Origin of the sequence: Pseudomonas sp. CROZ-RG-20F-R04-15, assembly GCF_022662375.1 — a bacterium.
In the GTDB taxonomy this organism is placed as follows: Bacteria; Pseudomonadota; Gammaproteobacteria; order Pseudomonadales; family Pseudomonadaceae; genus Aquipseudomonas.
Window position 1 is genome coordinate 323,461 of sequence record NZ_JAKNQL010000001.1, and the last position, 23,375, is coordinate 346,835.

Below are 23,375 nucleotides of genomic sequence, written 5' to 3' on the forward strand. Positions count from 1 at the left end.
AACCCGATCCCCTGTAGGAGTGAGCCTGCTCGCGATTGCGGTGGATCAATCAACACATTCTTTGAATGTGAAACCGATATCGCGAGCAGGCTCACTCCTACAAAGGGGACTGCGTCAGTTCGGAAAATTTGTTAGCGGGTCGATACCGGGCGTTTCACCCAGACTGGCGACAGGCTGCTGCCGCTGCCGGTGACGTACAGCACCGCCGCTTCACCGCGTTCCAGGGCGACCGGTTTCACGTCGCCGACTTTCTTGTCGCCTTCGTACAGCGCCAGGCTGACTTTCACCGGGTTGATTTCACGTTCGCCACGGCCCTTGGCGGCCACGTTCGGCACCACGTCGGTCTTGCCATCGGCGGTCTTCAGGGTCAGCGGCTTGTCGCTGAGGTTCTGCACGCGCACCAGGGATTTCTGCTTGTTCTTGAACGGCGGCTCTTCGATCAGTTGCGGCGCGCCGGAAGAGTTGTTGACCAGGGTGTAGTAGTGGTCACCGGCGAGTTTCACCGGCAGGGTCTGGCTGCCGACCTTGGCGCTGTAATCACCGCCCGGCATGAAACTGAAGTCGCTGCTGGCCAGTGGCGCAACGTCGCTCAGGTTGGTGCTGCCCACGGTGGCGCTGACTTCAGCGTTGCTGGCGTTGTAGACACGCACGAAGGTCGAGCCTTTCGGTGCGGTCGGGCCGTAGAGCGCAGCGTCGCCACCGGCGAAGGCAGGCACGGAAAGCACGCTGAGGCCAGCAACCAGAGCGAAGCTTTTAGCGAGACGACGAGGAGTAGTAGTGAAAGTCATGGTGTACCTCTCTTTCAGTTTTGCGCCCGATCGGGCGTCTCGGATTTAGTGTTGATTGCTACGTTTTGTTGGCGCGCGCCGGCTTGTTTAAGCTCTGCGACCCACTGCGGGTCGGCGTCGCCGATTTCGTTGTTCACAGGCAGATAACGTTCAGGAAACTCCCAGATCAGCACCTGTGGCGGGCTGTTCTTGAAGTCATCGCTTTTCAGGTAGCTGAGCATCGGCAGGATCGGGCCGTGGCCGTCTTCGGCGTAGCTCACCACGTCGCTGTGCAGCGCTTGTTTCAGCGCACCGACGAAGTTCCAGTTAGGGTTGGCGCTGTAGCTGGTGCCGACCAGTGCCACCGGCACTTCATTGCTGGCGAACAGCGCGTCATCACCGGCAGGCTGATCGCCGGCCGCGACGGTGTTGCGCTTTTGCAGTGGTTCTTGCGCCGGCATCAGGTTTTCGAACAGCGGATCGAGCGGCAGGAACAGACGCAGGTCGCCCTTGTGCGTAACCTTCTCGGCCGGCGTGGTGACGAAGCGCTGCGGCTCGCCGCTGAGCGGGAACTTGTCGGCGATGGTTTTCGCCAGGGTGTTCGCGGCGATCTCGGCGCCTTCAGGCGTCCAGTGCGTGTCGGTGCGCAGGAACACTTGCTGACCGTTCTGCTTGGCCTGTTGCAGTGGCTTGAGCAGGTCCGGGGCGAGGATCTTGTCCGCCGCGACACGGGCGTGGAAATCCTGATAGAGATTTTCGTGGATGCTCGCCGGTTTCACTTCACCCAGATGCTCCGGGTACAGACGAACCTTGGCCGGCACGATCGCCATCACCAGTTTCACGCCTTTGTCTTTCAGGGTCTGGCGCACGCCTTCGACCAGCGCGTAGTTGCCTTGCAGGTTCAGCTCTTCGTTGACGATCGGGTTGAATTCCTCATCGCTGTACAACCACTGATCGCGACCGAGCACCACGCCCGGACGACCTTCGTTGAACAGTTTGAAATCCAGCGCGGCCCAGAGATTGGTGCCCAGACGCTTGATCGGGAATTCATCGTCGTAGTGCGTTTCCACAGCCTTGGTCCAGCGGCCGTTGAGCACCGTCGCGTCGGCATTGGTGCTGAAGCCGAAGAAGCTGCGAACCGACCACAGACCGAGGACCAACAGCGTCACCAGGAACAGGGCGATGTAGAAGATGCGTAATGAGCGGGTCATGTCAGATCCCTCAGAACTGGAAGTAAAGGAACGGCGAGAAGCTTTGCGCCGAGAGTTTGAGAATCGAGGCGATGAACAGCAGCAGGATCAGGCCGCGCATCACGTAACGGGACCAGTCCGCGCTCCAGTAGGCTGGTTGCACCTGGGCTTCGACGCCGACGGTGTAGCCAGGTTCATGGATGCTCGCCGGGTTTTCGCCGGGTGCGGCTTTGATCATTCCCGGGGTCGCGGTGGCAGGGCCGTTGGCCTCGACGTTGACTTCAGGCTTGGTCTTGGCTGGCGGCTGATTGGTGTACAGATCGCGCAGACCGAAGAACGCCAGCGTCACGTACGCCACAACCAAAGTTGCCACTTGCAGACCGGTGAGGCTGGCCTGATTGAGTTCCGATAGCGACCAGTCGCCGAAGCTGAACATTGCGCCGTACATGCGACCGGCAACGTGGAGGTTCTCGGCACGGAAGATCACCCAGCCCATGACCACGAGCAGGAAGGTCAGCGCCCAGCGGATCGGGTTGAGACTGCGCGGCGAGGTGTTCAGGCCCAGCGCTTTTTCAATCGCCAGCCACATGCCGTGCCAGGCGCCCCAGACGATGTAGGTGATGTTCGCGCCGTGCCACAGACCACCGAGGAGCATGGTCAGGAACAGGTTGCGATAGGTCATCAGCGTGCCTTTACGGTTACCGCCAAGGGTGATGTAGAGGTAGTCACGCAGCCACGTCGACAGGCTGATGTGCCAGCGACGCCAGAACTCGGTGATCGACTGGCTGATGTACGGCTGTTTGAAGTTTTCCATAAAGCGGAAACCCATCATCAAGCCCAGACCGATGGCCATGTCGCTGTAACCGGAGAAGTCGAAATACAGCTGCGCGGTGTAGGCCAGTGCGCCAAGCCACGCGTCACCGGTGGTCGGGTTTTGCAGGGCGAAGCAATGGTCCGCGACCACCGCGAGGGTGTCGGCGATGAAGACCTTCTTGATGAAACCCTGCATGAACCGCGTGCAGCCCTCGGAGAACTTGTCGAGGGTGTGCGTGCGGTTGTTGAACTGGTCGGCGAGGTCGCGGAAACGCAACACCGGGCCGGCAATCAGGTGCGGGAAAATCGCCACGAATGCCGCAAAGTCGATCAGGTTGCGCGTGGCCGGGGTGTCGCCGCGATACACGTCGATGATGTAGCTGATCGATTCGAAAATGTAGAACGAGATCCCGATCGGCAGCAGCACGTGGGTGAGAATGAACGGCTCAAGACCGACCGAGGTCATCATCGCGTTGATGCTGTCGACGCCGAAGTTGGCGTACTTGAAGTAGCCGAGGATGCACAGGTCCACCGCGACGCCGAGCAATAGCCAGCGCTGCGCCGGTTTGGTCCGCACACCGGCGGCACCGACTTTGAGGCCGATCCAGTAGTTCCACAGCGTGACGGCGGCGAACAGCGCGAGGAAGTCCACACGCCACCAGGCGTAGAACACGTAGCTGGCGATCAGCAGCAGCAGGTTGCGATAGCGTTGCCCGCTCAAGTAGTACAAGCCGAGAAAGATCGGCAAGAACAGAAACAGGAACACGTTGGATGAAAATACCATCCCGATCTCTCCATGTTTGAACCAACAGTCAAGGGCCAAAGCCCCCCCAAACCCCCCGTGGTAGTGGAGGGGTGAAACGGTGTTTCTGTCAGGGTTGTGCAGGGCCTTGAAATCTTTCCCTCACCCCCCGCCCTCTCCCGGAGGGAGAGGGAGCCTGATCTCCATGTTTTTCAAAAATGGAGATCGACTCGGTATTTCTGTGCAGCCTGATCTCGGTTGTTTTTCAACGCCTGAGATCGACTCGGTATTTCATTTCGGCGTAACTCGCACAGCCACCTCGGTCAGTCCACCCTCCCAGAGGGAGAGGGAGCCTGATCTCCATGGTTTTCAGAAAAGGAGATCGACTCGGTATTTCTGTGCAGCCTGATCTCGGTTGTTTTCCAACGCCTGAGATCGACTCGGTATTTCATTTCGGCGTAACTCGCACAGCCACCTCGGTCAGTCCCCTCTCCCTTTGGGAGAGGGTTAGGGTGAGGGGCTTTTGCTTCATGAGCCTTTGTTGCCCTTTTCATGCGACGGGTCGTAGACCTTGGTCAGATCCCCACCCAGGCGGAAGGTCTTGAACGGCTGCATGCCGCGCTTCTTCTCGATGACATCCGGCGCACAGGTGTAGAGCGTGCAGAACGGTTCGAGCCAGGCGAATTTCATGTCCTCTTTCAGGTCAGTCATGTCCTGTTCTTTACCGTTCTTCTTCTCGAATTCATCCGGGTCTTTCACCCCGGACAACACCCGATCACCGAGACGCTTCAGCGCACCGTTGTTCTCCTGACGCAAATCAACCCCGTTGACCTGGGCGAAACTGGCGATCATCGCCAGCGGCGGCAGGGCGTAGTTGTGATAGGCGAGGGCGCGTTGCTGGCGCTTGAGTTCGTTCGGCAGGAAGCCGTCGGCATCGACTTGATTGACGCCGACCTTGTATTCCTTCACCGCCCAATCGAACAGGTCGCGGCGGTTGGTCGCGACCGAGGTCGCCATCACCGACCAGGCAGCCCAGTACGAGTGGTTGTTGGTTTTTTCCAGCGGCAGGTTGTCCCAGTCGCTGACCACCTGATCGGCCATTTTGCTGAACCACGCCTCGATCAACTGCGCTTCCTGCTGATGCTGTGCCAGCGGATGCGAGTCGGAGAATTTCAGGCGAATGTACGAAGAGGCCATGCTGCCCAGCGCCCATTTGCGCATCGACTTGCCAGTGTGATTGAAGTCTTTCGACATCAACGCATCCGCCTTGGCCCACGCGGTCAGCCAGTTCAGCGTGCAATCGAGCTGTTCCGGACGACCGTCGCGCATGAACTGCATCACCCGTTTTGCAGTGCCGCGTTCCAGCGTGGTGATGTCTTTGGTGGTGTCGCGAAAGGCTTTTTCCGACTGCACGTTCAGCGTTGCGCGGGCCTTGTCCGAACCTTCGTATTTGCTGCGAAATTGCAGGGGCCCGGTGTACGGCGTCGGCATGGCATCGCAGCCTTCGCTCTTGTCACCGGTCTTGAATTTATCCACAGGCGCGAAATAGCCCTGAGGTGGACGCAGCGGCGCGGCGGCCTGCGCGGTACCGGCGAAGATCGCCAGCCCGAGCAGCGTCGGCGCTAAAAGAGTTTTCAGTTTCGAGTTTCGCATAGCAGACCTCATTGCCCGACCTGAGCGGTTTGTGGCCCAGCGCCCGGGAATACGTTGCGTTTGCAGATTTTCGCTTCGACTTTCTGTGGCGCGGTGCCCGCTTCCGGGCCCTGGACTTCGACCGCCAGCAGGTTTTGCGAGGCCCAGTCTTCGTCCGTGCGCAGCTCAAAGGCGAAACGACCGTCGGTGTCGGAGGTTTCCGGTTTCTCGATCTTGATGTCCTCGTGGCGACCGTTCATGTACCAGAGGGTGGCTTGCAGGGTTTTCACCGAAGGATCGGCGAAGCGGATGTCGACCTGATGGCTGCTGTTCTGCAGGTTCAGGTTCTTGCTGTTGACCAGCAGTTCTTGTTTGCCGCCCGGCTTGAGCGTGGTGCTCGCGGACATTTGTGCGTCTTTGCCTTCGCAGCCGTTGTCGAGAAGAGACATCATCTGGCGATAGATGGTTTCCTGGTCGAGGCGGTACAGCGGCGAGAATTCCCATATGAGAATTTTCGGTGGAGTCTTCTGGAATTCGTCGCTGCCGAGGTACTGCAACATCGAACCTTCCAGACCACCGCCGGGGAAGGCGACGTTGAGAATGTCGGCGCCAATGGCCTCTTCGAGGAAACCGGCGAAGTTGTAGTTCTTGCCGCTGTGCGACGTACCGACGAGGGTGATTTGCGGGTTGCCGGAATCGCCGAACAGATCGCCGTCGCCTGCTTCGCCTTTCGGCTCGGTGGTGAACTGATCCATGTACTGGATCGCGTAACTGGTGCCGCACAGCTGCCCGGCCATGTTGTGCAGGGTGCCGGTCTTGCCCATGCGTCCGGAGCGCTTGGTCTCGAATTCACGCTTGGGAATGTCAGCGAAGGCCGGGATCTGCTTGACCTTCTCGGCGACGATTTTCGCCGTGCGCTGTGCACCGTATGGCGTCCAGTGCTGGTCGCCACGGAAGTAGAAATCGTGGGCGGGCAGGGTGTCCGGCAGCGATTCGTTGGTCAGCGGCGACAGGTCCGGCACCACGTAACCCATCTTGGCGAAACGGCCAAGCATGGTCTTGTAGTTGCCCAGCGCTTTCTCGTAATCGAACGCGGCTTTTTCCTGCGGATTGAGCTTGTTGCGGTTCACCAGGCCACGGGTCGGCTGGTAAACGATCACCAGCTCAACGCCTTTGGCCTTGAACGCATCGTGCAGTTGTTGCAGGCGTTTGTAGCCGGCCGGGCTGGTGTTGAACTCGGTGCGCAAATCTTCCTGAGTCCGGAACAACCAGTCGCCTTGCGCCTGCACCAACGTGGTGAAGTTCTGCTGATAACGCGTGGTGTAGTTCTTCGCGTCATGGGCGGCCGGGCACAGGTTGCAACACGGTTCGGCGCTGAACTTTGGCGGCGTGGCGGCGCCTTCATCGGCGCGGGCGCCGTTGCTGGCCGCGAGAATGCCCACGGTCAGGGCCGACAGGCTGAGTAATCTGATCAAGTGTGGGTGCATAAAATTATCCTCAGTCCTGCATTTCGGTCTGGCGTTCGACAGGGTCGATCAGCACGGCTTTCTGCTGGCGCACCAGCAGGTCGAGAATTTCATCCTGGCGCTCGCCGAGGATGCCGTTGAAGCTGATGCCGCTGGATTTGGTCGGCGCCAGCATCGACACGCGATACAGCTCGACACTCAAAGGCGAATCGATCGCCAGCGGACCGCTGCCATTGGCCGCCAGTTCACCGCCAACGACGATCAGCGACACCTGCGCATCGAACGGGTCGAGCTTGATGTCACGGTCGGTGTCGGTGAGATCTTTGATGTGGCCGTAAACACCGGTCAAACCGTTGGCCATGGCGACGTTTTCGTAGAGGCGGATGTTCACGCTGTTACGAATGCGGATGCCGTGGCGTTTGTTGCTGATGACCTTGTTGCCCCACAGCAAATTGTCGGCGGACTCGTAGAGGGTGATGCCGTCGGTGTGGTTCTTGTAGATCTCGTTGTAGGCGATGATGTTGTTGACGCTGTTACGGTCGATCACCAGGCCCGAGAGGTGGTTGTCGAAGCTCTTGTTGTTGAAGATGAAGCTGTCGTTGACCTCACGGGAAATAATGATCCCGTGCTTCTTCTTCGTGCCGTGCACGGTGTTCTCGGCAATGATCAGGCCGTGGGAACGGTCGTGCGGGTCGATGCCGTAGACGATGTTGTCTTTGTAGGTGTTGCCCTTGACCACGAAGTCGCGGGTCTCGTAGCAGTAGAAGCCGTACCACATGTCGGAGAACTCGGAGCCGACGATCCAGCCGGTCGGCTCAGGGCGCTTGAGCACCTTGGCCATGTTTGGCGTGTACTGGGAAATACTCACGCCGTACGACTTACTGTTGGCGTAGCCGAAACTGGCCATCTTGCTGTTGACGATGTAGGTCTCGGTGCCGCCCCAGGCGAGCAGAAACGGCCGGAATTCCTTCGGCGAACGGAAGGTCGCCGGGCCGTTGTCCTTCTCGCGCCAGCCAGTGATTTTGGTGTCACGCACGAACAACTGGCCGTCGTTGACGAGGAACGAGCCGGCTTCTTGCGACAGGCGCAATTCCTGGGTCTGGCCGTCGATTTCGAGGATGCCTTTACGGCCAACGACGATCGGCAGCTTCGACAGGTACACGCCCGGCGAGGTCTCGCTGAAGTACTGCTTGGGCAGTTTCTGCGCCAGATCCTTGAGGTTCATGTAACCGTCGTCGACGAAGATCGCCTGCGGGATACCGTGCTGACGCACCACCCATTCGGCCATCTTGTTGTCGCCGCCGATAAAGTCCTTCAGCGCGTCTTCCTGCATCATCCGGCGCACGCTGATCTTGCCCGGTTTGCTGCGGACGATTTTCGCCGCAGCGGCTTCGGCGGTGAAGCCGGACAGGTCGGGCAGTTTTGGCGCGGCCAGATTCAGCGCGTCGGTCGGCGCGCTGCTGACGGTGTAGGTCTTGGCCTGTTGCAGTTCTTTGGCCACGGTGGCCGGCTTGGCCGGTTGTGGCGCCGTCGGCTCCACGTTGGCGAAGGCGCCGGCGCTGGCCAGCAGCATCGCGCCGGCCAGCAGGCTGAGTGAGCCTGTCCTGTTGCTGATCATGTCGGGCACTCCCTTGGCGGTTTGCATCAGAAGCGCCAGATCACGTCGATGAACGCGCGGTGCATGTAGGAATCAACCTGTTTGCCGTAGGCATCGCCCGGTTTGAATACGCCACCACGGAAACGCACCAAGGCCGAAGGCTCGTCGATCGACTGGCTCAACGCCGCCGGTAACAGACCTTGCTTGAAGTACTTGGTGACGACCAGGTCCATCTCCTGACCCAGGTCCTTGTTGCCGTCTTCAAGCGGCAAAGAGGTGCTGGAGAGGATCGCGCCGGTGGCGTCGTCGGTATTGTTTTCCACGGCATTGATGCCGTTGCTGCCGACTGGCTTGTTGCCGTCGACGCGCCAGAACTTGTGGTAGATCAGGCTGGCGTCGTACTCGTCGTTGACCATCCACGAACCGAACAACGTCGCAGTCTGCATGTTGTTCATTTCGCCACGGAACGCTTCACCGAAACGGTGAACACGCGAACGAGTACCGGTGTAGTTGGAGCGGTTGCTCTCCAGACCGTTCTGTTCGTAATCGGCGCTGGCGCGGGCATAGGCACCGCCGACTTGCCATTGCGGATCGAGGCGCAGACGCACACCGATGTCGGTGGCCCAACCATTGACATCATCGCTGCGCTTGGCTTGTGCCGGGCGCGAACCGTCAGCGTTCAGCGCATTGACCGTGTCGCGGTCGCCGCTCATGCCGGTGATGCTGCCCCAGTAGTTGACGGTGTTGGTGTTGCGCCAGTTGTAGGCATCGCTGTCGGCGGTCAGGCCGAGCCAGCTGATGTCGCCGTTCTGGGTTTTATCCAGCGAGTCGCGCGGGACGCCCGGCTCGGCGTAATCGAGTTTGCCGTCATCGTGGGTGTGGTGCCCGCGAATGCCGACCCACTGGCCCGGCGTCCACTGGTAAGCGGCGTCGGCGTAGGCGTGCAGGCGATCCTTGTCTTTCGGCGCCAGCTCTTTCAAGTCGGTGCGGTATTCGCTGAAGCGTTCGGCGACACCGGCGTTGGCGCGCAACAGGGTGGTGTCGAAGGTCCAGTTCAGCGCTTCGATGTTGGTGTCGCGCCATTGGCCGTCGTCATTGCGCAGACGCTGGCGACCGAACTTGAGGATCTCGCCGGGGTAGGGCGTGAAGCCGCTGTAGCCGACCCAGAACTCGCGCATCGCCAGGTAGTTTTTCTTGGTTTCGCGATCACCGCTGTCGGTGGTTTGTGCACCGTCGGATTGTTGCAGGGTGTCGGTTTCAATGATGTCGGTCGAGGTCACGGCCTGGCCCATGGCGTAGGCGCTCCACGCGCCGCTTTCGCCGTAGACCCACGGACGCAGGTCGAGGCCGACGCCGTTGACGTCGCCGCCCTTGGCAGTGCCGAGATCACGGTCGTCTTCGGACTGGCCGGTGACTTTGACTTCGAGGCCGAAGTTCTTGGTTTGAGTCATCGCGGCCAGTGTCGGGCAAGACCAGATCAGCGCGAAGGTGAGGCCAATACCGGCCTTCACGAATGGATTCAACTTCATAATTTTTCCTCGCCGTCTTCTTCTTGCAGGGCGTGCAGTTGCAGCGTGTTCTGATTCAGAGCGCCACGGCTGGCTTGCTCTTGTTGCAGCAGACGTTGGGCTTGGGCCAGTTGCTCGGGCGGCAGTTGCGCGGCGAGGGTGGTCGCCAGCTCATCGGCTTGCGGGGTGTTTTGTGCCTTGGCCAATTGGCTGAACACGTAGGCGTTGAGCGGGTCGGGCTTGGTGCCCTTGCCTTGGGAGAACAGTTGCGCGATGGCGAAATCGGCGCTGTTCTGGCCGTTGCGCGCAGCGGTCAGCAAGTGGTCAAGCGCCTTTTGCGGATAGACCTTGCCGAGGTAGCCACGGCGGTAGATCTGCCCGAGGTAGTAGTCGGCGGCGACTTCGCGGCCAACGGCTTTCTGGAAATGTTCTTCGGCGACTTTGGCGTCGGCCGGGACCATTTTGCCTTCGTAGTAGAGCTTGCCCAGCAACAGTTCGGCGCGCGGCTGGTCGGCGGCGCGGCCGTTGTCGAGGTACTTCATCATCTGATCGACGTCACCCAGTTCCGGGTAGTCGTAGAGCAATTGCGCGAGGGTCACCCACGACGCCGGATAGCCCGGAGCGATTGGCTCAAGCAGCGATTGCGCGGTTTTTTCGTCGGTCTTGCCGAGGGTCGAATCGGCCAGGACGCGGGCAACAGAATCGACGCGTTGCGCGGTGACGGTGCCACGGCTGTAACCGGCTTGCAGTTGCTTGATCAGCTCGGCCTGTTGCTCTGGCTGGGCGCGTTTCTGATAGACCGTGGCCAGTTCGACGTAGCAGATGTCGGTGGTGTTGAGCGCGGCTTTGCAGATTTTTTCCACGTCATCCAGGTGCTGGTCGTAGGTGCCTTGAGTGCGATACAGCAGCACCTGCGCCAGACCCGCCTCCGGGTAGCCGGATTTGCGCCACTGATCGATCTGCTGCTGCGCGTTGATGTTCGGGAAGCTGTGCGGGTATTGCAGGTACAGCATCGCCAGCGGGATCAACGTGTTGCCTTCGCCATTGGCGGCGGCTTTTTTCAGCAGGCTTTCGGCTTCGTGGTGCTCGGCTTCGGTGGAACCCGGTTTGGCCACCAGCAAGCGGCCGAGACGTGCCTGAGCGCGCGGCGAAACACTGGCGGCGGCGCGGTAAGTCGCTTCGGCCTGTTTCATTTGCTCAGGGTCGCGGCTGTCGACCTGGATATCGGCGAGACCGACTTGCGCCTCGCTGTAACCGAGATCGGCCAGTTGCTGATAGTTCTGCGCGGCGGTGGCAGTGTCGCCCCGCTTGAGCGCTTCGTTGGCCAGACGCTGATCGGGCAGACCGGCGCAACCGGCCAGGCCCACCACCAATGCCAGCGAGCACACCATCAAACCCATGTGGGAGCGAGCCTGCTCGCGAAGCAGTCGACTCGGTACATCAGACAAACCGTGCTGACCCTTCCGCGAGCAGGCTCGCTCCCACAGGGTCGGCGGTGTGTTCAAGATAGGAGTAGTCACAGGCATGTCCTCGACTTAAAGACCGGCAGCCATGGCTTTGTCGATCAGCCAGTTCAGGTTCGGGCCACGGTCGCTGTTCACTTCCACCGGGCGACCGGCGAGGTTGCTGTCGAGCGGCTCGTCTGGCTGGATCTGCACGCGGATGTCGGAGGACAGGTCGGCGCTTTTCAGGCTGGTGCTGCTGACGATCTTGCCGGTGCGGGTCTTGTCTTCGCCGGCAATCTGGAAGCTCACCGGTGTGCCCGGACGCACATCGCCGAACTGGCGATAGGAGAAGCGCGCATCAACGGTGGCCTGGGTGTTGCGCGGCACCAGTTGGAAAATCACATCGCCCTTGCTCGCGTACTGACCGTCAGCCACCAGTTGCTGGGCCACGGTGCAGTCGCACGGCGAAGTCAGGGTGCCGGTCATTTGCTTGCCGAACAGTTCTTCAACCTTGGCTGGGGACAGTTGATCTTCTTCCAGATGGCCCTTGAGCACGTCGAGCATGCTGGTACTGAAGGTCGCCAGCGGCGCGCCTTTGGCCGCAACGCCATCGGACTTGATCAGGCTTTGCACGGTGCCGTCACGCGGCATGGTGATGTTCATCCCCGGCACGCTGACCAGACCGGCCTGCGCGTGGCTGACGAAGTACATGCTGTACACCGATTTGAAAATGAAACCCGCTGCCACCAGACCGACCGCGAAGATACCGGCGCTGAACGTCACGGCCTTCAAACGACCGAACGGGGTCATGCCGGAGCCGCCGTCCTTGACCTTGCGTGCCTTGGTGAAGTTGTCGCGCTGCAGGGTCGCCAGTACTTCGCCGATGCTAACGATGTCGCCGGCCAGGTGCGAAGTGATCAAGTGGCGCAGGGTGGAAATGTCCTGCTGCTCAAGGTTCTGGAACTGGCAACCGACGCGGCCGGTCGGGCGGTCGTAGGAACGCACTTGCAGTTCAACGTCCATGGCCAGGCCGAGGTTATCGATGACGAATTGCAGACGCGCCTTGTACACCTCGCCAATGATCAGTGGCATTTGCCCGGCGTTGAACGCCAGACCACCGGCAGACAGGTCGATGACCCGCGCTTCAACCGGTGTCCGGTCGGGACCGAAGAAGCGCAGTTTGGCCGGGATTTTCACGCGGGCGTGTTGGCGCTGGGCTTCGGATTCATGCACTACGTTGGCGTTGACGGCGGTATTCATGGGGGCGATTTCCTTGTTAATTCAATAGGGGCAGGTCAGACCATCATCAGCAGCACGGCGACAAAAATGCTGCCGGCGGAGAAGGTCATGGTCCGAGACGACCAGGTGTTGAACCAACGTTGAAAGCTGGCGAGATCACGGGTCAGGGATGTGGGTTGGCGCGTCCAGGATTGCTGGTCGAGGCGGAAGAACACGTAGATCTTCACCAGCGCGCCAACGATCTGGTTGTAATAGAGAATCGCTGGGTAAGCCGGGCCGATGCGGTGACCGGAGCACGACAACAGCAGGGTCAGGATCAGGCGGGTGATGCCGATCCACAGCAGGTAAACCAGGATGAACGCGGTGCCGTATTTGAAGCTGGCGATGATCGCCACGGTCAGGCCGAGCAAGGAGGTCCACATCGACACGCGCTGGTCGAACAGCACCACCGAAGTGAACGCACCGAGGCGTTTTACACCCAGGCCCAGAGCTCGCGAGTTCTGCCGCAGGTTGTTGCCGTACCAGCGGAACATCAGTTTGCGGCTGGCCTTGATGAAGCTCTTTTCCGGCGGGTGTTCAACGGTATTGATCGCCGCATCCGGCACGTAGAAGGTGTCGTAACCGAGGCGCATCAGGCTGAACCAGCTCGACTTGTCGTCGCCGGTCAAGAACTTGAAACGGCCCAGACGCCAGTGTTGCAGCGAGTCGCTTTCCACGTCGGCGATGAATTCCGGGTTGGTCACCACGGTGGCGCGAAACACCGACATGCGTCCGGTCATGGTCAGCACGCGTTTGGACAGGGCCATCGAGCACATGTTGATGTGGCGCTGGGCGAAACGCAGCTTGTGCCATTCGCTCATGATGTAGCCGCCGCGCACTTCGCAGAACTCGTTGGTGGTCAGGCCGCCGACGTTGCCGAACAGCTGGAACCACGGCACGGTCTTGCGCACGGTGCCCTCGCCGAGCACGGTGTCGCCATCGATCACGGCCACCACGGCGCGGTCGTCCGGCAGGTGACGGGAGATCGCGCGGAAACCGTAGGCGAGGCCATCGCGTTTGCCGGTGCCGGGAATGCGCACGAAGTCGAGCTTCACGCGGTCCGGCGGATTCATCCGCGCCCACAGCGCCTTGACCAGCAGCTCGTCGGACATTTCGACGATCGAGCAGACCACGGTGGTCGGCAGTTCGCAGTCGATGGCTTCGCGGATCACCGAGCTGTAGACCTGCGCGGTGGTGAGCGCGTCAATACGGAAACTGGTGACCATCAGGAACACATGCGACGGGTCCGCCGCCTTGCCCAGCTTGCGCACTTTGCGGCGCAGGTGCGGGTAAACGATGTAGAGAAAAATCATGCCGCGCACAAAGTGCGTTGCACCCATCGAGTAGCGCCAGATACCCACGGCACCAATCAGGAAAATGAAGTCCTTCGACTCGGAGTCGAATGTGGACGTGGGCAGCATCAAGGCCAGGCCCATCAGCAGACTGAGATAAAAAAGCCAGCCGGCTGATTGCAGAAAAAAATGTTTGAGCTTGCTCATCAGCGTCATCCGAAGGTAAGGGAGGCTTCAAGCTGCAAGCTTCGAGCTGCAAGTAATGCAGCTCGGAGCTTGTCGCTTAGGGCTGCATTACCAGCAGATACCCTCGGTGCGCGTACCAGCGTCGGTGGCTTTGGCCATGAAACCGACCAGATCGATGACCTGTTTGCCGTGCGGCGCTTGCTGGGCCAGCGCGCGGAACTTCTCGTCGCGATTGCCGAGGATGATCACGTCGGAGTTGTCGATCACCGAATCGAAGTCCGCGTTGAGCAGGGACGATACGTGCGGGATTTTCGACTCGATGTAGTCCTTGTTCGCGCCGTGAACACGGGCGTACTCGACGTTGCTGTCGTAGATGCTCAGGTCGTAACCCTTGCCGATCAGCATCTCGGCCAGCTCAACCAATGGGCTTTCGCGCAGGTCGTCGGTGCCGGCCTTGAAGCTCAGACCGAGCAGGGCGACTTTGCGTTTGTCGTGGCTTTCAACGATGTCGAAGGCGTTCTGCACTTGCGATTCGTTACTGCGCATCAGCGAGTTGAGCAGTGGTGCTTCGACGTCCAGGGAGCCGGCGCGGTAGGTCAGGGCGCGCACGTCTTTTGGCAGGCACGAACCGCCGAAGGCGAAGCCCGGGCGCATGTAGTACTGGGACAGGTTGAGGGTCTTGTCCTGGCAGACCACTTCCATCACTTCACGGCCATCGACGCCGACCGCTTTGGCGATGTTGCCGATCTCGTTGGCGAAGGTCACTTTGGTCGCGTGCCAGACGTTGCAGGTGTACTTGATCATCTCGGCAACCGCGATGTCCTTGCGGATGATCGGTGCGTCGAGTTCTTCGTACAGCGATTGCAGAACGTCGCCGGACGCCTTGTCGAACTCGCCGATGACGGTCATCGGTGGCAGGTCGTAGTCGGCGATCGCGGTGGATTCACGCAGGAATTCAGGGTTGACCGCAACGCCGAAATCGACACCGGCCTTCTTGCCCGAGCAGTCTTCGAGGATCGGGATCACCACGTTGGCGACGGTGCCGGGCAACACGGTGCTGCGCACGACGATGGTGTGGCGGGTGGTTTTTTCACGCAGGACAAAACCGATCTCGCGGCACACTGCTTCGATGTAGTTCAGTTCGAGGTCGCCGTTCTTTTTGCTCGGCGTACCGACGCAGATCATCGACAGGTCAGTGTCACGAATCGCTTCGGCGAAGTTGGTCGTGCCACGCAGACGACCGGTCTGGATACCCTGTTGCAGAAGTTCGCCCAGGCCCGGTTCAACAATCGGCGACTTGCCGGCGTTGATCATGTCGATCTTGTCTTTGGCAACATCGACGCCAACCACGTCATGGCCCCGTGCAGACAGGCAACCGGCACATACTGCGCCAACGTAACCCAAACCAAATATGCTGATGCGCATCGCAATTACCTCTGTATATATCAGGCCTTAGAGGGCCGGAGTTAATGGTGTTCAGCGTTCATTAGTGCACTCGAAAGTGCGGCTTACAGGCGCCACAATGCCGTGTGCAGGCATACTAAGTTTCGAGTGTCTAAATAAGTGCACTCAAGATGTGCGCAACCAGGCCTTGTTGTTATGACTTGCCCTGTTATGCAGCCGATCTTCCTTGTGGAAGACTCTTGTGCAATCGTCTTGCGCGCTCGAAAGCAGGATAAAAGTCCTGTAAATCAAGCGGTTTGGTGCTCAGGCGAGCACGTTTATAGGGGCGCGGCCATGGCCTTTGTAGGGGATATAAATGGTGCGTATCTCCTGTCCTTCGTTTCGTAATCAGACTAGTTAGTCATCTAGGCAAGTTGCTGTGACAACTTGGTTACATGGCCATCTGCTCTGCGTAAGTTATCTCGTACAAACTCGGCGAGAATCGTTACCGGTGGTATGAGCTATGCATTCGGACGAAGTTCCTGTCCGCTCATCGCGAAATCTGAAATTTCTTGAAATATTGTCGGAGATGGCACTAATCGCAATTTGATAGCACTTTCATTTTCGACCTTTATTAACAGGCGAATAATCACGTTAGATAGTTTTGTGCCACTACCGTGAAAAAATTTAGGTGCCACTACTGAAAAAAGTGATCAGTGTCGAGTGAAACAAATCTTAGAAAAGACAGGGATGTTTTTTTGGCGCCAGTAAAATGGCGAAATCAAGCGAGGGATTTTTGACAGCGTGCAGGCTGCACGACTCTTTATAGAAAGAGTCGTGCAATAGGCATGCTTTATTCGGGGGCGTGGTCGCGCAGAAATACCAGATTGTCGGGTTTCGATTGCTCGGAGCTGTAGCGATAACCCTGTACATCGAATTGTTTGAGCAGGGCCGGATCGTTGATTTTTTCCTGGATCACGAAACGGCTCATCAAGCCACGGGCCTTTTTCGCGTAGAAGCTGATGATCTTGTACTGGCCGTTCTTCTGGTCCTTGAACTCGGTGTTGATGATCCGCGCGTTCAGAGCCGTGCGTTTGACCGCCGAGAAGTACTCGTTGGACGCCAGGTTAAGCAGCACGTCGTCGCCCTGATCGGCCAGCGCTTCGTTCAGCCATTCGCTGATGCGCGTGCCCCAGAAGGCGTACAAGTCCTTGCCACGGGCATTGGCCAGTTTTGTGCCCATTTCCAGGCGATACGGTTGCATCAAGTCCAGCGGACGCAGCAGGCCGTAGAGGCCGGAAAGCATGCGCAGGTGTTTCTGCGCGTAATCGAAATTGGCTTCGCTGAAGGACTGGGCGTCGAGACCGGTATAAACGTCACCCTTGAACGCGAGCAGCGCCTGCTTGGCGTTTTCCGGGGTGAACGCGGGCGTCCAGCTGCCGAAGCGCGCGGCATTGAGCCCGCCGATCTTGTCCGACACGTGCATCAGTTCGCTGATCTGCGCAGGCGTCAGGTCGCGCAACTGCTGGATCAGTTCCTGGGAGTGGTCGAGGTATTGCGGCTGGGTGAAGCGCTGGGTCGCCGGCGGTGTTTCGTAATCGAGGGTCTTGGCGGGGGAAATCACCATCAGCATGAAGTCGTCTCCTTTAATCGTGGGGGCGATTCTAGGGGGTTGTCGGTGTTGACTCCAGCTATGGGGGTAATAGGTGTGAGGAAGCTCGGGCATTTGCGACGGTTGGTGGATTTTTTCCCTCACCCTAACCCTCTCCCAGAGGGAGAGGGGACCGACCGTGTTGTTCTCGAGCAATACATCGACCTGAGATATCCAGTCGAACTCAGGTTTGAAAACATGAAGATCGGCTCCCTCTCCCCCCGGGAGAGGGCTGGGGTGAGGGCAGCGTCCCTGAATCTTGCACATCAGCTATAGTGCCGCGCGGGTTTTGTTATGGAGACATCCCTTTTGCGCATTGTTCTTTTATTCACCGTCTGGCTGTTGAGCGTCGGTGCCGTTGCGGCGCCGGGCGATGTGGCGACACTGGATCGCAGCACCTGGCCGGAGCAGCTTAGCAATCCGACCCTGTTTGACGTGGCGTCACGGGCGGAAATCCTGATGTTCGCCCGTGTCCTGCTCGGCACCGAATCGATGGACGAAGCCGCTCTGGCTCAGCGTCTGGGCTTGCGCACGGTCAATATCGACGCGGTCAACGGTCTGCGCCAACGCCTCTGGCAGCGCCTGTTGGCCAACTACAACTACGCCCAGCAAAGCTGCGATCAGGATGCGTCGTTCTGCTTCCTCGTCGAAGACCTGCCGACTCTGCGCGAGCAGGCCGCCAAGTTCGTGGTCAGTGACGACAGCTATTACACCAAGTGGGCCGAGCCGAGCCGGATCTTCCATTTGCAGTATCTCGACGAGCTGATGCGCAAGGCTGCGTTATCGCCGCAGACCAGCAACGAATTCGATCGTTTCGGCGACTACGAGCGCAACGGTGACGAGATGCACGACCGGCTGTTTCTGCTGACCTTCGACAGCGCCGCCAATGCGCAACCGGACAATACCGGCTGGCTGGCCGAGTACCTGCGCAAGTCGAACCTGAGCGCTACGTTTTTCGTCTTGGGTAAGGATATTCAGGCGCGGCTGGCCGAGCGTTCGGTGAGCAGCCTGCAAGCAGCGTTCTCGCAAATGTGCGTGGGCGTGCAGGGTTGGGAGTTCCGTTCCCACAGCCACTGGCAGGACTGGCAGGATTCGGTGCGGCGCAGTGCCGATCTGGTCAGGAACAAATTGCCGGAAAACTACGTGCCGCTGTTCCGTCCGCCGGATGGCCAGCGCCGCAATGACGCGCAAGACTTCTTCAACAGCCAGGGCCTGCAAGTGGCGCTGTGGGACATCGATGCCCAGGACGGTGCCGGCAAGCTTAAGGGTGCAGCGAGCGCGCAACGGGTGCTGACCTTGATGTTGTTGTGGCGCCACGGGGTGATCAATTTCAACGTCAAGCAGGACGCGGTTAAGACCTCGATGCCGTGGCTGCTCACGCAAACGGCGCAAAGCGGTATCGGTTGGGAGGACTGTCAGGACGCGTTTCGCTGAGAAACGGCAGAAGCCCGGAAACATTGGGCTTGGGGCGATTTTTTCAGAGGATTTAATGCAGGTGGACTTCCGACTCTAACGGTGTCCGGGAAGTCCGCCAAGGGCTTTTCGTCACTTTGCAAAATAAACTTAAAAAAACCGTCAAAGTACTTTTTTATGTCATCGGTTTTGGAGTATTACGAAGACAGACCGCCGAAACCTGCAACACAGGTGGCGTCTTCCAAGACCCGTTTGTTTGCAGTCACTTGAATCTCCGCAGGTGAGATTTCGGCAGTCACTTCGAGGCGCAGCACCGTCCAGGTATTGCGTCTACTGGCTCTGACAAAGGTGACCGAGTATGGATGATCACGGACGTAGCCCTTCCTCCAACCAGCCAATCCTTTATGTACTCGATACCAACGTATTGATTCACGATCCAAACGCCCTGCTGAATTTCGAAGAACACCACGTCGCGATCCCGATGACCGTGCTTGAAGAGCTGGACAAGCTCAAGAGCGGGCATCACAGCGTGGCCGCCGAATGCCGTCAGGCCATCCGGCTGATCGACAAGACCCTGGGCGATGCTTCCCCCGAAGACGTCGAACTGGGTGTGCCGATCCAGCGCGGCAAGGGCGGGCCGAAGGGCTTGCTGTCAATTCTGATGAGCAAGCAGGCTGAATCGAACCTGATTCTGCCCGAGCATCTGAACGACAACAAAATCATCAACCAGTTGATCGACCTGCACACCCGCGACCCGAAAAAACCGGTGGTGCTGGTCACCAAAGACATCAATATGCGCCTCAAGGCGCGCGCCTGCGGCATTGATGCCGAGGATTACAGCACCGACCAACTGGTCGATGACGTGTCCCTGCTGCCCAACGGCTACCACAACATGACCGGCTCTTTCTGGGACCGCGTGAGCAAGGTCGATACCCGTCAGGATCACGGCCGCACCTGGCATCAAGTGCAACTGATCGACAACCTGCCGGCGGTACACATCAACGAGTTCATCATTGATGAACAGGGCTTTGTCGGCTGGATCAAGGAGATTGATGAAGCCAAACTGCTGATCCTCGACTTGCACCAGGAGCCGCTGCTGCATCAAGAAGCCTGGGGTCTCAAGCCTCGCGACATTTATCAGAGTCTGGCGCTGTACGCGCTGCTGGATCCGGACATTCACCTAGTCAACCTGTCGGGTGCCGCCGGTTCCGGTAAAACCATTCTGGCGCTGGCCGCTGCGATCGAGCAGACCATGGTCAGCAAACGTTATCGCCGTATCATCGCCACTCGCAGCGTGCAGGGCCTGGACCAGGAAATCGGCTTCCTGCCCGGCACCGAAGCGGAAAAAATGGAGCCTTGGCTGGGCGCCATCACCGACAACCTCGAAGCCTTGCACATGGATGACGAAAACACCCATGGCAGCGTCGACTACATCCTTAGCAAAGTGCCGTTGCAGTTCAAATCGCTCAACTACATTCGCGGTCGCAGCTTCCAGCAGAGCCTGATCCTGATCGACGAATGCCAGAACCTCACGCCGCACCAGATGAAAACCATCATCACCCGTGCCGGCGCCGGTTCGAAAGTGGTGTGCCTGGGCAACCTGGCACAGATCGACACCCCTTACCTGTCCGCGACCAGCTCCGGGCTGACGTACCTGACCGAACGCTTCAAGGACTTCCCCAACGGTGTGCACATCACCCTGCAAGGGGTGCCTCGCTCGATTCTGGCCGAATACGCTGAAACCCATTTGTAACCTTTCACCCAAAACCGGGCGGCCCAACAGCCGCCCGGTTTTTTATGGATAAATGCATATCCCCTGTGGGAGCGAGCCTGCTCGCGAATACGGTGTATCAGTCGACATTTATAGTGGATCTGAATCCGTTTTCGCGAGCAGGCTCGCTCCCACAGGGGGCAACGGTGAATTCATAATCAGTGATGCGGAAATTTGACCCGCAGGTTTACAATCCACGCTCCTGATCAGGAGTAATCCCGTGCTGACTCATCTCGATTCCCAAGGTCGCGCCAACATGGTCGACGTCACCGAAAAAGCCGTGACGTTCCGTGAAGCGACGGCCCAAGCGCTGGTGCGCATGCTCCCCGAAACGCTGCAGATGATCGTCAGCGGCGGCCATCCCAAGGGTGACGTGTTCGCTGTGGCGCGCATTGCCGGCATTCAAGCGGCGAAGAAAACCAGTGATCTGATACCCCTGTGCCACCCGCTGATGCTCACCGGCGTCAAAGTCGAACTCAGTGCTGATGGCGAAGACACCGTGCGCATCGTCGCCCGCTGCAAGTTGTCCGGGCAGACCGGGGTCGAGATGGAAGCGCTGACTGCCGCCAGCGTTGCCGCGCTGACCATCTACGACATGTGCAAAGCCGTTGATCGCGGCATGACTATCGAAAGCGTACGCCTGCTGGAGAAGGTCGGCGGCAAGAGCGGGCACTTTCAAGCGGGGCAGCCATGAACCTGACCGTGAAGTTTTTTGCCCGGTACCGCGAAGCCCTGGGCGTGGATTCGGTAAAGGTTGAGGGCGATTTCGCCACCGTCGATGACGTGCGGGCATTGTTGGCACAGCGCGATGGTGCCGAAGTGCTGAGCGAGCAGAACCTGATGTGTGCGCGCAACGAAGACCTCTGCCAGCTCGAGGAGCCAGTGGTCGATGGCGACGAAGTGGCGTTTTTCCCCACCGTGACCGGGGGCTGAGCCATGGCGATTCGCGTGCAGGCCACGCCGTTCGACCCTGGCGCTGAAGTCAACGCGATGCACGCGGCTAATGTCGGCGTCGGCGCAGTGGTGAGTTTTGTCGGCTACGTGCGCGACTTCAACGATGGGCTGGATGTGGCCGGGATGTTTCTTGAACACTACCCAGGCATGACCGAAAAAGCCCTCGGCAAAATCGCCGTTGAAGCCGAACAGCGCTGGCCGCTGTTGAAGCTGGAAGTGTTGCACCGCATCGGCGCGCTGGAACCGGGCGAGCCGATCGTCTTCGTCGGCGCCGCCAGTGCCCATCGCCAGGCCGCATTCGATGCCTGCGCGTTCGTCATGGACTATCTGAAAACCCGTGCGCCGTTCTGGAAGAAGGAAAACACCAGTGACGGGCCGCGTTGGGTTGAAGGGCGGGACAGTGATCATGCCGCTGCGGATCGCTGGAAGAAGTAATTCCTGTAGCATCCTTCAGTAAGCCTTCGCGAGCAGGCTCGCTCCCACATTGGATCTCCATGAACGCAGATACTGTGTTCGCTGCAGATCCCCTGTGGGAGCGAGCCTGCTCGCGAAAGCGTCATCTGAATCACCACAATCTTGCCTCTCTGCCCGATTGACGGTTTGTACGTATAAGTCCAATATGGATTTATAAGTACAAAAAAGAATCTCCCTCCGTTTCAGCTCTTTCCCGCCAAACCAACAACAACCCGCGAGAGAACGAACATGAAGAAACTCCCCCTCATCACCGGTCTGACCCTCAGCCTGTTGGCCTGCGCCAGCGCGTTCGCCGCCGAACAAACCCTGCGCATCGGCATTGAAGCCGCTTACCCACCATTCGCCTCGAAAACCGACAAGGGCGAAATCGTCGGTTTCGACTACGACATCGGCAACGCCCTGTGCGCGCAGATGAAGGTCAAGTGCGTGTGGGTCGAAGGTGAGTTCGATGGTCTGATCCCTTCGCTGAAGGTGAAGAAAATCGACATGGCGCTGTCATCGATGACCATCAACGAAGACCGCAAGAAGTCGGTGGATTTCACCCACAAGTACTACTTCACTTCGTCGCGACTGGTGATGAAGGAAGGCGCCACGGTTGATGATCAGTACGCCAGCCTCAAGGGCAAGAACGTCGGCGTGCAGCGCGCAACGACCACTGATCGTTACGCCACCGAGGTGTTCGAGCCGAAGGGCATCAACGTCAAGCGCTATAGCAACAACGAAGAGATCTACATGGATCTGGCGGCGGGGCGTCTTGATGCGATTTTTGCCGACACCATTCCGTTGAATGACTTTCTGTCGATGCCGCGTGGCAAGGGTTATGCGTTCGTCGGGCCTGAGTTGAAGGATCCGAAATACGTGGGCGAGGGTGCGGGGATTGCGGTGCGCAAGGGTAATGCCGAGTTGGTCAGCCAGTTGAATGGCGCGATTGATGGCATTCGCGCGAATGGCGAATATCAGAAGATTTCCGAGAAGTATTTCAAGTCCGACATTTACGGCGACTGATCTACCGCTTTCGCGAGCAGGCTCGCTCCCACAGGGGATTTGTGAACGCCACAGGTCCAATGTGGGAGCGAGCCTGCTCGCGAAGAGGTCATTCCAGGCAATACAGCTCCTGGATCTTCAGCCCTTCAATTCCTTCAAATGCTTGTACACCGTCGCCCGTCCCATGTTCAGCACATTGGCCACATAGTTCGAGGCGCTCTTGCCCTTGAACGCGCCCTCGGCGTGCAGCGCCAGCACCAGCTCACGCTTGTGATCGCGGGTCAGCACGTTCAGGCTCAGTTGCCGCTCGCGCAGCCAGGCGTGGAGGAAGGTGTTGATGCGTTCCTGCCAGTCATCGCGAAACAGTGAGTCCGGTTGCGGGATCAGTTTGCTCGGTGAGAGGAACAGATCCAGCGCAGCCTTGGCGTTCTCGAACAGCGAAATGTTCAAGTTGATGCACAGCACCGCCAGCGGCAGACCTTCGCTGTCGCGCAGGACGCTGCTCAGGCTGCGAATCTTCTGGCCGTCCCAATTGAGCTTTTCGTACGGACCGATGTTCCTGTCGCTGACATCCTCGCTGAGCATGTCTTCCAGTGACGAGTCGTCGCCGATTTCGCGTTTGGACAGGTTGTTGGCGATGTAATCGACCTTCTGTGTGCGCAGGTCATGCAGCACCACTTCGGCGTGCGGAAAGAACAGTGTGGCGATGGCATCGGCGATGGCGCGGAAGTTATCCAGCGCCGGGTCGAATTCAGGGGCAGTCATGACAGTGGAGCTCCAGGCAGCGTCAACGCCCCCGTGATCAGGAGGCGCTGCGAGTGTGCCGCAA

General features: G+C 59.1%; 19 protein-coding genes. 6 read left to right on the plus strand and 13 right to left on the minus strand.

Going from position 1 to position 23,375, the window contains the following annotated elements:
* Positions 1–131: 131 nt before the first annotated feature.
* From L8H52_RS01405 to yaaA, 12 genes are all read right to left on the minus strand, one after another.
* Entirely contained in the window at positions 132–788 is a 657-nt protein-coding gene (locus L8H52_RS01405; protein ID WP_242205132.1) for an alginate O-acetyltransferase AlgF, read from the minus strand.
* A 14-nt stretch (positions 789–802) separates the two neighbouring features.
* On the minus strand, positions 803–1,978 hold the full coding sequence (locus tag L8H52_RS01410) for an alginate O-acetyltransferase (RefSeq protein ID WP_242205130.1): 1,176 nt from the start codon (positions 1,976–1,978) through the stop codon (positions 803–805).
* A 10-nt stretch (positions 1,979–1,988) separates the two neighbouring features.
* Positions 1,989–3,554 carry an MBOAT family protein gene (locus tag L8H52_RS01415; protein ID WP_064118394.1) on the minus strand — a complete coding sequence of 522 codons (1,566 nt, stop codon included), beginning with the start codon at positions 3,552–3,554 and terminating at the stop codon, positions 1,989–1,991.
* Positions 3,555–4,040: 486 nt separating this feature from the next.
* A complete protein-coding gene (locus L8H52_RS01420; RefSeq protein WP_016985187.1) occupies positions 4,041–5,165 on the minus strand; it encodes a mannuronate-specific alginate lyase in 1,125 nt (374 codons plus the stop codon).
* Between the two features lie 8 nt (positions 5,166–5,173).
* The gene (locus tag L8H52_RS01425; RefSeq protein ID WP_242205128.1) at positions 5,174–6,631 is read right to left on the minus strand and encodes an alginate O-acetyltransferase; all 1,458 of its coding nucleotides are present in this window, start codon (positions 6,629–6,631) and stop codon (positions 5,174–5,176) included.
* A 10-nt stretch (positions 6,632–6,641) separates the two neighbouring features.
* Positions 6,642–8,228, minus strand: a complete 1,587-nt coding sequence (gene algG, locus L8H52_RS01430; RefSeq protein WP_242205126.1) for a mannuronan 5-epimerase AlgG — start codon at positions 8,226–8,228, stop codon at positions 6,642–6,644.
* A gap of 26 nt (positions 8,229–8,254) precedes the next feature.
* Positions 8,255–9,736 (minus strand): alginate export family protein, encoded by a 1,482-nt coding sequence (locus tag L8H52_RS01435; RefSeq protein WP_242205124.1) that lies wholly within the window; start codon positions 9,734–9,736, stop codon positions 8,255–8,257.
* Positions 9,733–11,241, minus strand: a complete 1,509-nt coding sequence (gene algK, locus L8H52_RS01440; protein WP_277930228.1) for an alginate biosynthesis TPR repeat lipoprotein AlgK — start codon at positions 11,239–11,241, stop codon at positions 9,733–9,735. The genes L8H52_RS01435 and algK overlap by 4 nt, the downstream gene beginning before the upstream one ends.
* A gap of 9 nt (positions 11,242–11,250) precedes the next feature.
* A complete protein-coding gene (locus tag L8H52_RS01445) occupies positions 11,251–12,420 on the minus strand; it encodes an alginate biosynthesis protein Alg44 (protein WP_242205120.1) in 1,170 nt (389 codons plus the stop codon).
* Positions 12,421–12,455: 35 nt separating this feature from the next.
* The gene (alg8, locus tag L8H52_RS01450) at positions 12,456–13,937 is read right to left on the minus strand and encodes a mannuronan synthase (RefSeq protein ID WP_150776501.1); all 1,482 of its coding nucleotides are present in this window, start codon (positions 13,935–13,937) and stop codon (positions 12,456–12,458) included.
* 87 nt (positions 13,938–14,024) lie between these two features.
* Complete coding sequence (locus L8H52_RS01455) at positions 14,025–15,341, minus strand: UDP-glucose/GDP-mannose dehydrogenase family protein (protein ID WP_008087506.1); 1,317 nt, start codon at positions 15,339–15,341, stop codon at positions 14,025–14,027.
* An 811-nt stretch (positions 15,342–16,152) separates the two neighbouring features.
* A complete protein-coding gene (yaaA, locus tag L8H52_RS01460) occupies positions 16,153–16,932 on the minus strand; it encodes a peroxide stress protein YaaA (RefSeq protein WP_242205118.1) in 780 nt (259 codons plus the stop codon).
* 327 nt (positions 16,933–17,259) lie between these two features.
* Between yaaA and L8H52_RS01465 the strand changes: the two genes are divergently transcribed.
* From L8H52_RS01465 to L8H52_RS01490, 6 genes are all read left to right on the plus strand, one after another.
* Positions 17,260–18,384: a polysaccharide deacetylase family protein gene (locus L8H52_RS01465; protein WP_242205115.1), complete on the plus strand. Its 1,125-nt coding sequence runs from the start codon at positions 17,260–17,262 to the stop codon at positions 18,382–18,384.
* Between the two features lie 337 nt (positions 18,385–18,721).
* Entirely contained in the window at positions 18,722–20,116 is a 1,395-nt protein-coding gene (locus L8H52_RS01470) for a PhoH family protein (RefSeq protein WP_016985016.1), read from the plus strand.
* 238 nt (positions 20,117–20,354) lie between these two features.
* Complete coding sequence (gene moaC, locus L8H52_RS01475) at positions 20,355–20,828, plus strand: cyclic pyranopterin monophosphate synthase MoaC (RefSeq protein ID WP_242205114.1); 474 nt, start codon at positions 20,355–20,357, stop codon at positions 20,826–20,828.
* Positions 20,825–21,067 carry a molybdopterin converting factor subunit 1 gene (gene moaD, locus L8H52_RS01480; protein WP_242205112.1) on the plus strand — a complete coding sequence of 81 codons (243 nt, stop codon included), beginning with the start codon at positions 20,825–20,827 and terminating at the stop codon, positions 21,065–21,067. Before moaC ends, moaD begins: the two co-directional genes overlap by 4 nt.
* 3 nt (positions 21,068–21,070) lie before the next feature.
* Entirely contained in the window at positions 21,071–21,523 is a 453-nt protein-coding gene (moaE, locus tag L8H52_RS01485; protein WP_016771590.1) for a molybdopterin synthase catalytic subunit MoaE, read from the plus strand.
* A gap of 267 nt (positions 21,524–21,790) precedes the next feature.
* Positions 21,791–22,567, plus strand: coding sequence for an ABC transporter substrate-binding protein (locus tag L8H52_RS01490; RefSeq protein ID WP_242205109.1), 777 nt, complete (start codon positions 21,791–21,793; stop codon positions 22,565–22,567).
* A gap of 117 nt (positions 22,568–22,684) precedes the next feature.
* Here L8H52_RS01490 and L8H52_RS01495 read toward each other — a convergent pair whose 3' ends face one another.
* Entirely contained in the window at positions 22,685–23,311 is a 627-nt protein-coding gene (locus L8H52_RS01495; protein ID WP_007914317.1) for a PAS domain-containing protein, read from the minus strand.
* Positions 23,312–23,375: the final 64 nt, after the last annotated feature.

What these genes read in the sequence shown, in the direction of transcription:
- L8H52_RS01415 (WP_064118394.1), bottom strand. Translation starts at nt 3,554, where the DNA reads ATGGTATTTTCATCCAACGTGTTCCTGTTTCTGTTCTTGCCGATCTTT.
- moaE (WP_016771590.1), top strand. Translation starts at nt 21,071, where the DNA reads ATGGCGATTCGCGTGCAGGCCACGCCGTTCGACCCTGGCGCTGAAGTC.
- algG (WP_242205126.1), bottom strand. Translation starts at nt 8,228, where the DNA reads ATGATCAGCAACAGGACAGGCTCACTCAGCCTGCTGGCCGGCGCGATG.
- L8H52_RS01420 (WP_016985187.1), bottom strand. Translation starts at nt 5,165, where the DNA reads ATGCGAAACTCGAAACTGAAAACTCTTTTAGCGCCGACGCTGCTCGGG.
- yaaA (WP_242205118.1), bottom strand. Translation starts at nt 16,932, where the DNA reads ATGCTGATGGTGATTTCCCCCGCCAAGACCCTCGATTACGAAACACCG.
- moaD (WP_242205112.1), top strand. Translation starts at nt 20,825, where the DNA reads ATGAACCTGACCGTGAAGTTTTTTGCCCGGTACCGCGAAGCCCTGGGC.
- L8H52_RS01445 (WP_242205120.1), bottom strand. Translation starts at nt 12,420, where the DNA reads ATGAATACCGCCGTCAACGCCAACGTAGTGCATGAATCCGAAGCCCAG.
- L8H52_RS01470 (WP_016985016.1), top strand. Translation starts at nt 18,722, where the DNA reads ATGGATGATCACGGACGTAGCCCTTCCTCCAACCAGCCAATCCTTTAT.
- L8H52_RS01490 (WP_242205109.1), top strand. Translation starts at nt 21,791, where the DNA reads ATGAAGAAACTCCCCCTCATCACCGGTCTGACCCTCAGCCTGTTGGCC.
- L8H52_RS01435 (WP_242205124.1), bottom strand. Translation starts at nt 9,736, where the DNA reads ATGAAGTTGAATCCATTCGTGAAGGCCGGTATTGGCCTCACCTTCGCG.
- alg8 (WP_150776501.1), bottom strand. Translation starts at nt 13,937, where the DNA reads ATGAGCAAGCTCAAACATTTTTTTCTGCAATCAGCCGGCTGGCTTTTT.
- algK (WP_277930228.1), bottom strand. Translation starts at nt 11,241, where the DNA reads ATGCCTGTGACTACTCCTATCTTGAACACACCGCCGACCCTGTGGGAG.
- L8H52_RS01495 (WP_007914317.1), bottom strand. Translation starts at nt 23,311, where the DNA reads ATGACTGCCCCTGAATTCGACCCGGCGCTGGATAACTTCCGCGCCATC.
- L8H52_RS01425 (WP_242205128.1), bottom strand. Translation starts at nt 6,631, where the DNA reads ATGCACCCACACTTGATCAGATTACTCAGCCTGTCGGCCCTGACCGTG.
- L8H52_RS01410 (WP_242205130.1), bottom strand. Translation starts at nt 1,978, where the DNA reads ATGACCCGCTCATTACGCATCTTCTACATCGCCCTGTTCCTGGTGACG.
- L8H52_RS01455 (WP_008087506.1), bottom strand. Translation starts at nt 15,341, where the DNA reads ATGCGCATCAGCATATTTGGTTTGGGTTACGTTGGCGCAGTATGTGCC.
- L8H52_RS01405 (WP_242205132.1), bottom strand. Translation starts at nt 788, where the DNA reads ATGACTTTCACTACTACTCCTCGTCGTCTCGCTAAAAGCTTCGCTCTG.